At 69.3% G+C, this 13201-nt stretch carries 15 protein-coding genes and 1 pseudogene; 11 read left to right on the top strand and 5 right to left on the bottom strand.

Annotated elements, in window-relative coordinates:
• The first annotated feature begins 8 nt into the window (after positions 1–8).
• From N1F91_RS19985 to lpdA, 7 genes are all read left to right on the top strand, one after another.
• Complete coding sequence (locus tag N1F91_RS19985) at positions 9–935, top strand: ABC transporter substrate-binding protein (protein ID WP_289994890.1); 927 nt, start codon at positions 9–11, stop codon at positions 933–935.
• A 10-nt stretch (positions 936–945) separates the two neighbouring features.
• Entirely contained in the window at positions 946–2034 is a 1089-nt protein-coding gene (locus N1F91_RS19990; protein ID WP_289994891.1) for an iron ABC transporter permease, read from the top strand.
• Positions 2035–2050: 16 nt separating this feature from the next.
• Positions 2051–2851, top strand: coding sequence for a heme ABC transporter ATP-binding protein (locus N1F91_RS19995; RefSeq protein WP_289994892.1), 801 nt, complete (start codon positions 2051–2053; stop codon positions 2849–2851).
• 156 nt (positions 2852–3007) lie between these two features.
• Positions 3008–4144 (top strand): HWE histidine kinase domain-containing protein, encoded by a 1137-nt coding sequence (locus N1F91_RS20000; RefSeq protein ID WP_289994894.1) that lies wholly within the window; start codon positions 3008–3010, stop codon positions 4142–4144.
• Between the two features lie 145 nt (positions 4145–4289).
• Entirely contained in the window at positions 4290–4850 is a 561-nt protein-coding gene (locus tag N1F91_RS20005) for a hypothetical protein (protein WP_289994896.1), read from the top strand.
• A complete protein-coding gene (locus tag N1F91_RS20010) occupies positions 4847–5602 on the top strand; it encodes an SDR family oxidoreductase (protein WP_289994898.1) in 756 nt (251 codons plus the stop codon). Before N1F91_RS20005 ends, N1F91_RS20010 begins: the two co-directional genes overlap by 4 nt.
• Before the next feature lie 24 nt (positions 5603–5626).
• Positions 5627–7033 carry a dihydrolipoyl dehydrogenase gene (gene lpdA, locus N1F91_RS20015; RefSeq protein ID WP_289994900.1) on the top strand — a complete coding sequence of 469 codons (1407 nt, stop codon included), beginning with the start codon at positions 5627–5629 and terminating at the stop codon, positions 7031–7033.
• An 82-nt stretch (positions 7034–7115) separates the two neighbouring features.
• On the opposite strand, the gene N1F91_RS20020 is transcribed toward lpdA, so the two are convergent.
• From N1F91_RS20020 to N1F91_RS20030, 3 genes are all read right to left on the bottom strand, one after another.
• Complete coding sequence (locus N1F91_RS20020) at positions 7116–7571, bottom strand: hypothetical protein (RefSeq protein ID WP_289994903.1); 456 nt, start codon at positions 7569–7571, stop codon at positions 7116–7118.
• Positions 7572–7682: 111 nt separating this feature from the next.
• On the bottom strand, positions 7683–8741 hold the full coding sequence (locus N1F91_RS20025) for a TraB/GumN family protein (RefSeq protein ID WP_289994905.1): 1059 nt from the start codon (positions 8739–8741) through the stop codon (positions 7683–7685).
• Between the two features lie 69 nt (positions 8742–8810).
• A complete protein-coding gene (locus N1F91_RS20030) occupies positions 8811–9746 on the bottom strand; it encodes a tyrosine recombinase XerC (RefSeq protein ID WP_289994916.1) in 936 nt (311 codons plus the stop codon).
• Between the two features lie 111 nt (positions 9747–9857).
• Here N1F91_RS20030 and rimM point away from each other — a divergent pair, with 111 nt between their 5' ends.
• From rimM to N1F91_RS20050, 4 genes are all read left to right on the top strand, one after another.
• A complete protein-coding gene (gene rimM, locus N1F91_RS20035; RefSeq protein ID WP_289994906.1) occupies positions 9858–10496 on the top strand; it encodes a ribosome maturation factor RimM in 639 nt (212 codons plus the stop codon).
• On the top strand, positions 10493–11176 hold the full coding sequence (gene trmD / locus N1F91_RS20040) for a tRNA (guanosine(37)-N1)-methyltransferase TrmD (RefSeq protein ID WP_289994908.1): 684 nt from the start codon (positions 10493–10495) through the stop codon (positions 11174–11176). The genes rimM and trmD overlap by 4 nt, the downstream gene beginning before the upstream one ends.
• 261 nt (positions 11177–11437) lie before the next feature.
• A complete protein-coding gene (locus tag N1F91_RS20045; protein WP_289994910.1) occupies positions 11438–11719 on the top strand; it encodes a type II toxin-antitoxin system ParD family antitoxin in 282 nt (93 codons plus the stop codon).
• Positions 11709–12020, top strand: a complete 312-nt coding sequence (locus N1F91_RS20050) for a type II toxin-antitoxin system RelE/ParE family toxin (protein WP_289994911.1) — start codon at positions 11709–11711, stop codon at positions 12018–12020. Before N1F91_RS20045 ends, N1F91_RS20050 begins: the two co-directional genes overlap by 11 nt.
• A 216-nt stretch (positions 12021–12236) precedes the next feature.
• Here N1F91_RS20050 and N1F91_RS20055 read toward each other — a convergent pair whose 3' ends face one another.
• Together N1F91_RS20055 and N1F91_RS20060 are read right to left on the bottom strand one after the other, a co-directional pair.
• The gene (locus N1F91_RS20055) at positions 12237–12992 is read right to left on the bottom strand and encodes a sulfite exporter TauE/SafE family protein (protein WP_289994913.1); all 756 of its coding nucleotides are present in this window, start codon (positions 12990–12992) and stop codon (positions 12237–12239) included.
• A 93-nt stretch (positions 12993–13085) separates the two neighbouring features.
• A pseudogene (locus N1F91_RS20060) lies at positions 13086–13201 on the bottom strand (ISAs1 family transposase); the annotation flags it as partial.

Below are 13201 nucleotides of genomic sequence, written 5' to 3' on the forward strand. Positions count from 1 at the left end.
AGATTTTCATGACCGTATCGAACCCGCGGCGCATGCTTCGCCGCGCCGGCGCCGTCTGCTTCACGCTCGGCCTCACTCTGGTGCCGCTGGTGGCACCGGAACGCGGCGACACGGCACGCGCCTCGCAGGTCGAAACCATTCCGGCCGAAGCGAAGCGCATCGTGTCGGTCGGCGGGTCGCTGACCGAGATCGTCTATGCGCTGGGTGCGCAGGACCGGCTGGTCGCGCGCGATTCCACCAGTACCTTCCCCGTCGAAGCCGAGGCGCTGCCGGATGTCGGCTACATGCGGGCGCTGTCGCCCGAAGGCGTGCTCTCGGTGCAGCCGGACGCGATCCTGCTGCTCGAGGGCAGCGGCCCGCCCGAGGCGGTGGAGGTGCTGCGCAAGGCGAGCGTGCCGATGGTGTTCGTGCCCGAGCGGTTCGACAGCGAGGGCATCCTGGCAAAGATCCGCGCCGTGGGCGAGGCGCTGGGGCTGGCGGATGAGACGAGGCGCTTCGAGGCGCAAGTGGCCGCCGATCTCGACGAGACCGCTGCCGCGACCGCCGACATCGCCCAGCGCAAGCGGGTGCTCTTCGTGCTCAGCCTGCAGGGCGGCAAGATCCTGGCCTCGGGCGAGGGCACGGCGGCGGCCGGCATCCTGGCGCTCGCGGGCGCCGAGAATGCCGTCGGCGGCTTCACGGGCTATCGCCAGCTGACCGACGAAGCCGTGATCGAGGCGCAGCCGGATGCCGTGCTGGTGATGGCGCGCGAAGGCGACCTTGCCATCTCGCGCGACGAACTGATCGCTCATCCGGCGATAGCAGCGACGCCGGCCGGGCAGAAAAAGGCGGTCGTCGCCATGGACGGGCTGTATCTGCTCGGCTTCGGACCGCGCACGGCCCAGGCCGCGCGCGACCTCGCGGCCGATCTTTACGGCGACCGTGCCGGCAACTGACGGTGCGGCGATGACAGACCAGGTGATGGACGCGCCGTCGGCCCTGCGCCGCCCCGAGGGCGACCGCAGCGGTCGCGCCCGGCTGGCGATCCTCCTCTGCGCAGCGATGCTGGTCGTGATCGCGATCGGCAGCCTCGGCTGGGGAGCATCGGACGCGTCCGCCCTCGGCGTCGTCCTCGACATGGTCACGGGCGGCGCCGACAGCGTGCCTGCCCGCGACCGCATCATCGTCTGGGACATCCGCCTGCCGCGGGTGATCCTCGGCATGCTGATCGGCGCGTCGCTCGCCGTTTCGGGTGCCGTCATGCAGGGCCTTTTCCGCAACCCGCTCGCCGATCCCGGCCTCGTCGGCGTCTCCGCCGGAGCGGGACTGGGCGCGATCGGCATCATCGTGCTCGGCGCGGGCGTGCTTGCGCCGGTGTCCGCTGCCTTCGGCATCTATGCGCTGCCGTTCGCGGCCTTCCTCGGCGGACTGGCGACGACCCTCATTCTCTATCGCGTCGCGACGCGGCGCGGCCAGACCTCGGTGGCGACCATGCTGCTTGCCGGCATCGCGCTCGGCGCGCTGGCGGGGGCTGCGTCCGGCCTGCTCGTCTACGTCGCAGACGACCGGCAGCTGCGCGACCTGACCTTCTGGAACCTCGGCTCGCTCGCCGGCGCGACCTGGACCAAGATCGCCGCGGCGGGTCCGATCATCGCGCTTTCGCTCGTCGCCTCGCCCTTCCTGGCGCGCGGGCTGAACGGGCTCAGCCTCGGCGAGACGACGGCCCATCACCTCGGTATTCCCGTCCAGCGGCTGAAGAACGTGGCGATCGTCATGGTGGCGGCGGCCGTCGGCGCCTCGGTCGCGGTGTCGGGCGGCATTGGCTTCGTCGGCATCGTCGTGCCGCATCTGCTCCGGCTCGCCATCGGCCCCGACCACCGCTACCTGCTGCCGGCATCGGCGCTGCTCGGCGCCTGCCTGCTGCTGGTCGCCGATGCCGTCAGCCGCACCATCGTGGCGCCGGCCGAGTTGCCAATCGGCATCGTGACGGCGGCCGTCGGCGCGCCCTTCTTCCTGTGGATCCTGCTGCGCCGCCGCGGGATCCTCGACCTGTGATGCCCGGAGACCCATCGTGATCGAAGCAACGGACGTGTCGGTCCACATCGGCGCCAAGCGGATCGTGACCGGCGCCGACTTCCAGGCCGCGCCCGGCGAGTTCGTGTCGATCGTCGGGCCCAACGGATCGGGGAAGACGACCTTCCTGCGCGCGCTGTCGGGCGACCTCGGCTACGAGGGGGAGATCGCCATCGGCGGCCGCGACATGAAGCGCATGAAGCCCTGGCAGCTTGCCAGCATCCGCGCCGTGCTGCCGCAGGCGGCGACGCTGGCCTTCCCGTTCACGGTGCGCGAGGTGGTGAAGCTCGGCCTGACGGCGGGTCGGTCCGGGGTGCTGCCGGGCGAGGACGAGCGGCTGCCCGAGCGGGCGCTGGCGAAGGTCGACCTCGAAGGGTTCGCCGGACGACTCTACCAGGAGCTGTCGGGCGGCGAGCAGCAGCGCGTCCAGCTGGCGCGGGTGCTCTGCCAGGTCTGGGCGCCGGTGCTCGACGGCGCGCCGCGCTACCTGATCCTCGACGAGCCGGTGTCCAGTCTCGACATCAAGCACCAGCTCGTCATCATGAACATCGCGCGCGACTTCGCCCGCCGCGGCGGTGGCGCGATCGCCATCCTGCACGACCTCAACCTCGCGGCGATGTATTCCGACCGCATCTACGTCATGCACAGGGGCCGGATCGCCGCCACCGGCACGCCGACCGACGTGCTGCGCGACGACCTGATCGCGCGGGTGTTCGAATGCGATCTCAGGGTGAATGAGCTGCCGCCGAGCGGCGTGCCCTACCTGCTGCCGCAATCGGTCGCGCGCACGGCCGGCTGAGCCGGGAAGCGCACGCCGACAGGAGGTCGTCGGGAAGGGCTGCTGCTCGCGTCGATCGTTTCGGGCGCCGGCCGGGATTTAAAAAAGTTGCTGCAAAGCCCGGTCCGAGCCGCTAGGGGATGGTTCCAGCGCCGGAAGAGAGGCACGTCAGTCGTCATGGTCGCTCCAGCAGGAGACACGTCGCGCGGGCCGGGCGTTCCCTCGGCGGCCGACGCGGTTCCGGCGTCTCCGGCCAGCCGGCTTCCCTCGCTGCTGTCGCGTCTCCCTGCGTTCCGCGCGACCGTCGAGAGGGCAACGACCCGCGAACGCGCGCTGGCCTATGCCTGTTCGCTGGCGATCGTCCTCGTCGCCATCGTCGCGCGGTTTCTGGTCGATCCCTACCTGCCGCCCGGCTTTCCCTACCTGACCTTCTTTCCCGCCGTGGTGCTCACCGGCTTCTTCTTCGGCATATACCCGGCGCTGATGAACACGGCGATCTCGGCGCTGGCCGCCTGGTACTGGTTCATCCTGCCGGCGGAGAGCTTTGCGCTGACGTCGCAGTCGATCACCGCGCTCTGCTTCTACTTCCTCGTCATCGGCATCGACCTCGGCCTGCTGCAGCTTCTGCTGACCGCCTATGCCGCGCAGGTGCGGGCGCGTGAGGAACTGACCCGACACCTGCAGATGCAGCAGCTGGTGTCCACGGAAGTCGATCACCGACTGAAGAACCTGCTGGCGACGATCGGCGGCCTCGTGGCCCTGTCGCAGCGCCATGCGGCCACACCGCAGCAACTCGGCTCCCAGATACGACAGCGCATCCAGGCGATGGGCCACTCGATCTCCCTGCTGCGCGGTTCGCCGCATGGCGGCAGCGCCGACATCCGCGAGGTGATGCAGGCGGCGACCGCGCCGCTGGGCGTGACGGAAGGGGAGAGGCTGGTCTTTCGCGGACCCAGGCTGGAACTGAAGGGCGAGGCCATCGTGCCGCTCAGCCTGATCCTGCACGAACTGGCCACCAATGCGCTGAAGTACGGCGCGTTGTCGGGGGAATCGGGCCGTATCCACATCTCCTGGCGCCGCCTGGACACGCCCCCGCAGGAACGCGACGCGCTGCCGCCGAAGACGATCGAGTTCGAGTGGCGCGAACAGGGCGGCCCGCCGGTCACCGCCCCATCGAGCCACGGCTTCGGCACCAATCTGATCCAGCGCATGGCAGGCAGCTTCGGCGGCGGCTCGAGTCTCGCCTACGAGCCGGACGGCCTCGTCGTTCGCATCGAGATGGATGCGCGGGGCATCCTGGCGGGCGGGGAGTAGATCCACCTCGCTTCGGAGACGGCGTTGGCCAGCCGGGTCGCCCCGCGCCCGCCCGGGCGTTGCGGGACCAAAGGCCGTCCGGGTGGACAGGACCCGCCGGAGGCGGCAAAGATGCGCCGGACCCGAGCCCCGGACAGAAAGCTGCATGCCCGACCAGACCCTTACCGATCGCCGCGACCGCGCCGCCAGGGGCGCTTCGAGGCGTTCCGGCCGCGCGCGGCGGGCTGGTGCCGCCATCGCGGTTCTCATCGGTGGCGCAGGGCCGGGGCTTGCCGCCTGTCCGCAGGAACTTGCCGTCTATACGGACCGCGACAAGGCTGCCTCCATCGAGTTCAGGCCCGTGGCGCCCGACGAGGCCATCTATACCGGGGAATTCCGCGTGCTCTTCTCCCAGAACGGGATCGTCGCCGACGGCATCGTGATGTGGACCGACGGTGTGCCGCGGCCGACGGGGATCGTCATGCACGACTGCCCCGAAGGCGACGTGACGGGCGCGGAACTCGCCGCCTGCACGATCTGGCAGGGCGTGATCTACGCCATCGACGCGGCGGGCGAGGTCGGCCTGCTGCCGCGGGAGGGGCCGGCGGCCGAGAGGCTGCTGCTGCCGGATTTCGGGCCTTCGGTGCGCCATTCCGCGCTCTACGGGGCGGACGGGATCAGCATCGTGCCCTGGGACGTCTTCGAGATCAGCGGGTGCCAGGAATGACGGACGGAAAACAGAACCTCCTGATCACCGGGGGCGGGCGCGGCATCGGCGCGGCGGTGGCCCGCCATGCGGCGCAGCGCGGCTGGCGGGTGGCGATCAACTATGCGCGGGATTCGCAGTCCGCCGACGCGCTGGTGCGGGAGATCGAGGCCGGCGGCGGCGAGGCTTTCGCCGTGCGTGGCGACGTCGGATCCGAGGACGAGGTGCTGACCCTGTTCGAGGCCGTGGACGCCCGCTTCGGCCAGCTGCACGGACTGGTCAACAGCGCCGGCATCGTGGCGCCAAGGGCGCGGCTGGACGAGATGGACTTTTCCCGGCTGGAGCGCATGATGCGTGTCAACGTCGTCGGCACGATGCTGTGCGCCCGCGAGGCGGTGAAGCGGATGTCGACGCGCCATGGCGGCGGCGGCGGGGCGATCGTCAACCTGTCGTCGGTGGCCGCGGCGCTGGGCAGTCCCTCGGAATATGTCGACTACGCCACGTCAAAGGGCGCGGTCGACACCTTCACTATCGGGCTGGCGCGCGAACTCGCGGAGGAGGGCATCCGCGTCAACGCGGTTCGACCCGGGATCATCGCGACCGAAATCCATGCATCGGGCGGGCAGCCGGACCGCATCGAGCGCATGAAAGGCTTCGTGCCGATGAAGCGGGAGGGCAGCCCTGACGAGATTGCATGGCCCATACTCTGGCTTTTGTCACGCGAAGCGTCCTATACGACGGGCGCAATTCTGGATGTCGGCGGCGGACGCTGAACGCGCGAACGAAAGGGTTTTCTCATGGCATATGATGTGGTTGTCATCGGAGGCGGGCCGGGCGGCTACGTCTGCGCCATCAAGGCCGCGCAGCTCGGCCTGAAGACCGCGGTGGTGGAGAAGCGGCCGACCTTCGGCGGCACCTGCGTCAACGTCGGCTGCATCCCCTCCAAGGCCCTGCTGCACGCGACCGAACTCTATGCCGAGGCCAGCCACGGCTTCGACGAGCTCGGCTTCACCGCGGGCAAGCCCGTGCTCGACCTGCCGAAGATGATGGCGCACAAGCAGAACACGGTGGACCAGAACACCAAGGGCATCGAGTTCCTGTTCAAGAAGAACAAGATCGACGGCATCCGCGGCACCGGCCGCATCGTCGGCGCCGGCAAGGTGGCCGTGACGGCGGAAGACGGCAGCGTCTCCGAGATCGAGACGAAGAACATCGTGATCGCCACCGGATCCGACGTCGCCGGCATCCCGGGCGTCAGCCTGGAGATGGACGAGAAGGTGATCGTCTCGTCGACCGGGGCCCTGGAGCTCGACGCGGTGCCCGGCCATCTCGTCGTCGTCGGCGGCGGGGTGATCGGGCTCGAACTCGGATCGGTCTGGGCGCGGCTGGGGGCCAAGGTGACGGTGGTCGAGTATCTCGACACGATCCTCGGCGGCATGGACGGCGAGGTTGCCAAGCAGTTCCAGCGCATTCTCGGCAAGCAGGGGATCGCGTTCAAGCTCGGCGCCAAGGTGACCGGCGTTGCGAAGAGCGAGGCGGGCGCGACGGTGACGTTCGAGCCCGTGAAGGGCGGCGAGGCCGAGACGATCGCAGCCGACGTCGTGCTGGTGGCCACCGGCCGAAAGCCCTTCACCGAAAGCCTCGGCTGCGAGGAGGCGGGCGTTGCGCTCGACGAGCGCGGCCGGGTCAAGACGGACGGCCACTTCAAGACGACGCTCGACGGCGTCTATGCCATCGGCGACGTGATCGTCGGGCCGATGCTGGCGCACAAGGCCGAAGACGAAGGCGTCGCGGTGGCCGAGATCATCGCCGGCCAGGCCGGACACGTGAACCACGACGTCATTCCGGGTGTGGTCTACACCAGCCCCGAGATCGCCTCGATCGGCAAGACGGAGGAAGAGCTGAAGAAGGCCGGGGTGGAGTACAAGGCCGGGAAGTTCCCCTTCTCGGCGAATGGACGCGCCCGCGCGATGCTGAAGACCGAAGGGTTCGTGAAGATCCTCGCGGACAAGACGACGGACCGGGTGCTCGGCGTGCACATCATCGGCCACGGCGCAGGCGATCTGATCCACGAGGCTGCGGTGCTGATGGAGTTCGGCGGGTCGTCCGAAGACCTCGCGCGCACCTGCCATGCCCATCCGACCATGTCGGAGACGGTGAAGGAGGCGGCGCTGGCCACCTTCTTCAAGCCGATCCACATCTGAACGGACGATCGACGCCCGTATGCGAAAGGCCCCGGCGCGCATGCACCGGGGCCTTTCGTTTGTTGCGGATCGAGGGCCGCGACTACTGCGCGGGCTGGACCGGCTCAGCCGGATCGGCCGGCTGGATCGGCGGCAGCGTCTCGTTCGCCGCCAGCGGGCTGGCGGTCGCCGGCGCATCGGGCGTGATCGAGGCGGTGGGAGCGTTGTCGGTCCCGAGCGGCTGCGTCACCCCGGGCGTGGTGACCGCGGCCTCGTTGTTGTCGGCGCCGCCCATGAAGCTGAAGGCGATGACTGCCAGGAGGACGATGGCCACCGCGAGCGTCGCTCCTGCGAGCCCGCGCGGGGCGGAAGACGCCTTCGGATAATCGCGCGGCTGGACGTAGGCCGGGTTGTCGCGGATCGCCGGGTCGTCATAGGCCAGCGGATCGTCGTAATCTCGATCGATCGCGCCGGGCACGACCGAATCGACGAGCCGTCCGGCGCTGCGGGGGTCAGGATCGCGGGGGTCGCGGGGATCTCGGTTGCCGGGATAAGCCATTGCACATCCTCCTGTGATTCCGTTTCGCAGGGACAACGGAGCCGGGAGGTGCCAGTTGCATCACGAAGCAATACAACCGACGGCAGGCGCGTGACAGACGCAGGCGGCGGGTCAGCCGGCCGGGGTGACGGTGTAGCCCGCCTTCCGCAGCATCTCCACCAGCCCTCGCTCGCCTGGAAGATGCAGGGCGCCGACGGCGATGAAGGCGCTTCCGGCGTCGAGCAGGGGAATTGCCCTGTCACGCATGGTCGCATTGCGCGTGTCGATCATCACGGTCTCGAAGGCTGCGTAGGCATCCGCATCGCCTTCCGGAAGCACCGCGCGAAACAGCGGCCAGATCATGCCGACGTTCTCGCGCTCGTAGAGAACGATCATGGTCTCGAAGATGTCCCGGATGCGGTCGCCGAGGTCGAGCGTGGCGATCAGACCGTCGATGTGCATGTCGAGCGGCAGCGAGGCCATCGCGTCGAGCTGGCCGATCATGGTCTCCAGGCCTTCGACCGGCTTCCCGTCGGCCTTCGCGTCCTCAGCGAGCTTGACGTCGAGGATCGGCAGGCCGGCCGCCTTGCGCGCCGTCTCGCAGGCCGGGATCGACAGCGTCGCGGCCAGCATCCAAGGTTTCATCCTGGCGACGCTGGCGGGCGGGATGCCGCGCGCCGACAGGGCGTCCTCGATGATCTTCGCCTTTTCCGGCGGCAGGCCGGAGGTGAGCGTGGTGCCATCCGTGTACATCATCAGGTCGGGCCGCTCGATCATCGCGGCCATCATCTTCGACTGGTCGAGGATGTCCGTGGTCTCGATGACGACGGTGCCGGCGCTTTCGTAGGCGGTGCGGGCCGCCTCGGTCAGGTCGGTCACCCGCGGGTCGGTCAGGTGCATGGTGCCGAACAGCCAGGAGGGCTCGACGCCGGGCTTCTCCACCTTCCACAGCAGGCCGGCGCCGTTGGGAACCGCCGCCGCTTCCGCCTGCAGTCTTGCGTAGGTGTCCGGCTGCCCGGTTTCGATCTGCGCGAGGAGGTCGCGCCCCGTGCAGGCGGCCACCTCGGCGCGGGCCTGGGAGACGAGCAGCAGCGTGGCGAGGAAGCCCAGCGCAAACAGCACGTTTGCGGCCGCAAGCAGGCGCAGGGCGAGACCGGAGAAGCTGCGAGGAGCGAAGATGCGTCGTGTCATGACGCCAGCCATAGCGCAACAAGACGGCCAAACCGTTAAGCCGAAACGGCAATTCGACGGCATCTGCATTCAGGCGCGGGGATGGGCGCTGTCGTAGATGTCGAGCAGGCGGCTGGTGTCGACGCCGGTATAAACCTGCGTGGTCGACAGGCTGGCATGGCCGAGCAGCTCCTGGATGGTGCGCAGGTCGCCGCCGCGCGCCAGAAGGTGGGTGGCGAAGGAGTGGCGCAGCGCATGCGGCGTGGCGCTGTCGGGCAGGTTGTGCGCCGAGCGCAGCCTGCGCATCTCGCGCTGGACGATCGAGGGATCGAGCGGCCCGCCGCGGGCGCCGCGAAACAGCGGACCGTCCGCCGGGAGGTGCCAGGGGCAGAGGCGGCGATACTCGGCCACCGCCCGCAGCCCGACCGGCAGGACGGGAACCAGCCGCGTCTTGCCACCCTTGCCGGTGACGCGGATGGCGCCTTCGCCGCGGTCGAACTGGCCGGCGGTGAGGCCGAGCGCTTCGGAAATGCGCAGGCCGCAGCCATAGAGCAGCGTCAGGACGGCGGCGTTGCGGGCGGCGATCCAGGGCTCTTCGGCAAGCTGCTCGCCGGCCGAGACGACGCGCAGCGCATCGGCGGCGGCCAGCGGGCGGGGCAGCGATTTCGGCAGCTTGGGCGAGCGCAGCGCGGCGGCGCCAGCGGCATTGGCGAGGCCCTTGCGCTCCAGGTGGCGCAGGAAGGAGCGGATGGCGGCGAGCCCCCGGCTGACGGTGCGCGCGCCGACGCCGTCCTTGCGGCGCCAGGCGAGGAAGGCGCGCAGATCGGCCGGTCGCAGGTCGGCCACGTCCTTCAGGCCGGGCGCGCCGCCGCAATGGCCGGTGAGGAACTGAAAGAACTGGCGCGTGTCGCGTTCGTAGGCCTCGACGGTGAGCGGCGCCAGACGCCGTTCGCGCGCCAGTGTGCCCAGCCAGGCGGTGCGGGCGTCCATCAGGTCGGGCTTCGCGGCGACGAGGAATTCCTGCATGTTGTCTCCGGGCTTGCGCCGCATCATGACGTACCGGTCCTTAGCGCAAGATGAATGCGGGAATTGCAAAGACGCCGGCAATGCCGCAAGAGCGGGCGACGACGGGGTCTCATGCCCCTCGAACTCGAAGCGGGACGCAAAGACGTGACGACGAAACTGGAACATCCGGTCCTGATGGCGGTGATCGGCGCCGCGCACGGCATCAAGGGCGAGGTGCGGGTCAAGTCCTTCACCGGCGATCCGGAGGCGCTCGGTGACTACGGGCCGCTCGTGACCGCCGACGGACGCGTGTTCGAGGTCCTCGGCCTGCGGCCGCAGAAGGAGGTGGTCGTCGTCCGCTTCAAGGGCGTGAAGGACCGCAACGCGGCCGAGGCGCTGGCCGGCACGGAGCTTTTCGTCGACCGATCCGCACTGCCGCCGGTGGCCGACGAGGAAGAATTCTACCATGCGGACCTGGTCGGGCTTGCGGTGGTCGACACCGAGGGCGTGCGGCTCGGCACGGTCAAGACGATGCACGACTATGGCGGCGGCGACATCGTCGAGGTGGCGCTCACCGGCGCGCGCTCGGTGCTCGTGCCGTTCACGAAGGCGGCGGTGCCGGCGATCGACGTTGCGGCGCGCATCATGACGGTCGACCGGGTGGCCGCCGGGCTGGTGGAGGACGAGGACGACGACGCACCGCAGGACGGCCGGCCACCGCGCGGTACCGACCGGCCGCGCGGGCCGAAGCCTTCCGGAGGCGACCGGTGACGTTTCGCGCCACCGTGCTGACGCTCTATCCCGAGATGTTCCCGGGCGCGCTCGGCCTGTCGCTCGCGGGCCGGGCGCTGGAGCGCGGCGACTGGACGCTGGACACGGTGCAGATCCGCGATTTCGGGCTCGGCCGGCACCGGGCGGTGGACGACACGCCGGCCGGCGGCGGGGCGGGCATGGTGCTCAGGGCCGACGTGCTCGGCGCGGCGATCGACCATGCCGCGCCCGCCGACGATCCGCGTCCGCGCCTCCTGATGAGCCCGCGCGGCAGACCGCTGACGCAGGCCAAGGTGCGCGCGCTCGCCTCCGGCCCCGGCGCAGTGATCGTCTGCGGGCGTTTCGAAGGCGTCGACCAGCGGGTGATCGAGGGGCGCGGGCTCGAGGAGGTGTCGATCGGCGACTACATCCTGTCGGGCGGCGAGCCGGCGGCGCTGGTGCTGCTCGACGCCGTGGTGCGGCTGCTGCCCGGCGTCATGGGCAACGAAGCGTCCGGCGGCGAGGAGAGCTTCGAGAACGGCCTGCTGGAGCACCCGCACTACACGCGTCCGCCCGAATGGGAGGGCCGCGCCATTCCCGAGGTGCTGATGTCGGGCAACCATGCCAGGATCGCCGCCTGGCGGCGCGAGCAGGCGGAGAGGCTGACGGGCGAGCGGCGGCCGGATCTGATCCGGAAGTAGCCTGCATTACACTACATCCAACACGGGTGGCCCAGCCGCCCCGGGGACGTGGCTTGTGGCGGAAAGCAAGACCCGCCGGACCGGTGTTTAGGCAGTACGTCGAAGCGCCCGCCATCCTGCGGCGGCTTCATACTCGGCGAGCAACGCCATGTGCCTCGCTGGCTACTCTCGACAGGCGGCCTGTCCTCCAGCCGCCGGAATCCTTGCCGTAATCGTCGGCCGGTGGTAATAATTCCTACCGAAAGAATGCAGAGGTGCCTGATGGCCAATGTCGAGAAAGTCAGTGTGTCGATGACGCCGCAGCATGCCGAGATGCTGCGGGAAGCCGTTCGAAGCGGAGCCTATGCCAGCAGCAGCGAAGTGGTGCGCGAGGCGATGCGGGACTGGTCGGCCAAGTGGCTGCAGCGGCGCGGCGACATCGCCAGGCTGCAGGCGATGTGGGCCGAAGGCAAGGCGAGCGGAGAGCCGACCGAAGTCGACTTCGACCAGCTTCTGGACGAGGCCCGTCAGGAACTGGCGTCGACCAGCCGCCATGGCCGCTAGGCTCGTCTGGACACCGAAGGCCCGCGCCGACGTCAAGAGCATCTATCTGCATATCGGAGCCGACCAGCTGCGCGCGGCCGAAAGCTACTACCAGCGGTTCCGCACCAAGGTCGGTCTCCTGCGCGAACATCCCCGTCTTGGCGAACGGCATCCGGAGATTTTCCGGTCGGCGCGGATGCTGGTCGAGGCTCCCTATGTCATCCTCTACCATACCAATCCGGATACCGACGAGGGTCCGGTCGAGACCGTGGAGAACGTCCGCGTGGTGGATGGCCGTCGCGACCTCGCGGCGATGTTCTAACGTCGCTGGTCGCCATTCTTCCGGAACGACGGGGACCGGCGGGCGCCGTCAGGGGAGTTGCCGCCCGCTACCACCAGTGCCGCGCAGATCGACAGGTTCATCATGCACCTGTCTCAGGCAAGCCAATGACACGATCGATTGCGCCAGGCTCGAGGGCTCCCCCAGGCTTCATGCAGAGGGGGCAAAATCACTGCGTGTCCAGGTGCAAGTTTCGGCTCACCCCACCCAGAAGTAATAACCCGCCAGGAACAGGCCGATGGCGATGACGAGCACGCGCACGATGGCTTGCGGGACGCGCTTGGCGGCCCAGACGCCGGCATAGCCGCCGAGCGCGACGCCCGGGACCATGAAGGCGACTTCCAGCCAGGCCACCACGCCGCCTGAGACGAAGACGATGATCGCGACGGCGGCGATGACGATGGCCAGCATGTTCTTCAGCGCGTTGAGGCGGTGGTAGTCGCCGCTTTCGGTGAGGCCGAGGGTGGCCAGCATCATGACGCCCATGCCGGCGCCGAAGAAGCCGCCATAGATGGCGGTGCAGAACTGGACGATGCGGCCGGGCAGTGAGCCGACCCTGGCCTCCTCTCCCGGCGCGCGCGGCTTCGGCTTCAGCCAGGGGCCGGCGGAGAAGAGCGCGGTCGCCGCGATGAGCAGCCAGGGGACCATCGCCTTGAAGGACGGATTGTCGAGGGCGAGCAGGATGACGGCGCCCACCAGCGCACCGACGGCCGAGACGGCGCAGAGCACCAGCGCGCCGCGCCACATGTGGCGGATGTCGCTCCAGTAGGCGAGCGTGGAGGTGACGTAGCCCGGAAACTGCGCGATCGACGAGGTGGCGTTGGCCGAAATGGGCGGGACTCCGGCGAGCGTCAGCGCGCCGAAGGTGATGAAGGTGCCGCCGCCGGCGACGGCGTTGATGGCGCCGGACGCGAAGCCGGAGAGAAAGAGCAGGCAGGCGAGGAGAAGGGTCAATTCCGGTGTCCCTGTGCGGTCGGCAGGCGTTGGTCGAGCCGGTCTAGGAAGATTGCCTCCGGGGTGCAATGGTCCAGCGACCGCATTGTAGGGCTATCGCATTTGGCCGATGATTGATCTGGCGAAGGCGTCGGACCACCCTGCTCGCTTTCGTTTTCGGCTGATGGCGAGTTCGGGTCTGGCGGTTCGCAGGAGGTTGAGGGTCAGTC

It is taken from the genome of Aquibium sp. ELW1220, assembly GCF_030398385.1.
In the GTDB taxonomy this organism is placed as follows: domain Bacteria; phylum Pseudomonadota; class Alphaproteobacteria; order Rhizobiales; family Rhizobiaceae; genus Aquibium.

Excerpts from the sequence above, each read along its gene's own strand:
- N1F91_RS19985 (WP_289994890.1), top strand. The coding sequence starts at position 9 with ATGACCGTATCGAACCCGCGGCGCATGCTTCGCCGCGCCGGCGCCGTC.
- N1F91_RS19990 (WP_289994891.1), top strand. The coding sequence starts at position 946 with ATGACAGACCAGGTGATGGACGCGCCGTCGGCCCTGCGCCGCCCCGAG.
- N1F91_RS20000 (WP_289994894.1), top strand. The coding sequence starts at position 3,008 with ATGGTCGCTCCAGCAGGAGACACGTCGCGCGGGCCGGGCGTTCCCTCG.
- N1F91_RS20005 (WP_289994896.1), top strand. The coding sequence starts at position 4,290 with ATGCCCGACCAGACCCTTACCGATCGCCGCGACCGCGCCGCCAGGGGC.
- N1F91_RS20010 (WP_289994898.1), top strand. The coding sequence starts at position 4,847 with ATGACGGACGGAAAACAGAACCTCCTGATCACCGGGGGCGGGCGCGGC.
- lpdA (WP_289994900.1), top strand. The coding sequence starts at position 5,627 with ATGGCATATGATGTGGTTGTCATCGGAGGCGGGCCGGGCGGCTACGTC.
- N1F91_RS20020 (WP_289994903.1), bottom strand. The coding sequence starts at position 7,571 with ATGGCTTATCCCGGCAACCGAGATCCCCGCGACCCCCGCGATCCTGAC.
- N1F91_RS20025 (WP_289994905.1), bottom strand. The coding sequence starts at position 8,741 with ATGACACGACGCATCTTCGCTCCTCGCAGCTTCTCCGGTCTCGCCCTG.
- N1F91_RS20030 (WP_289994916.1), bottom strand. The coding sequence starts at position 9,746 with ATGCAGGAATTCCTCGTCGCCGCGAAGCCCGACCTGATGGACGCCCGC.
- rimM (WP_289994906.1), top strand. The coding sequence starts at position 9,858 with ATGCCCCTCGAACTCGAAGCGGGACGCAAAGACGTGACGACGAAACTG.
- N1F91_RS20045 (WP_289994910.1), top strand. The coding sequence starts at position 11,438 with ATGGCCAATGTCGAGAAAGTCAGTGTGTCGATGACGCCGCAGCATGCC.
- N1F91_RS20050 (WP_289994911.1), top strand. The coding sequence starts at position 11,709 with ATGGCCGCTAGGCTCGTCTGGACACCGAAGGCCCGCGCCGACGTCAAG.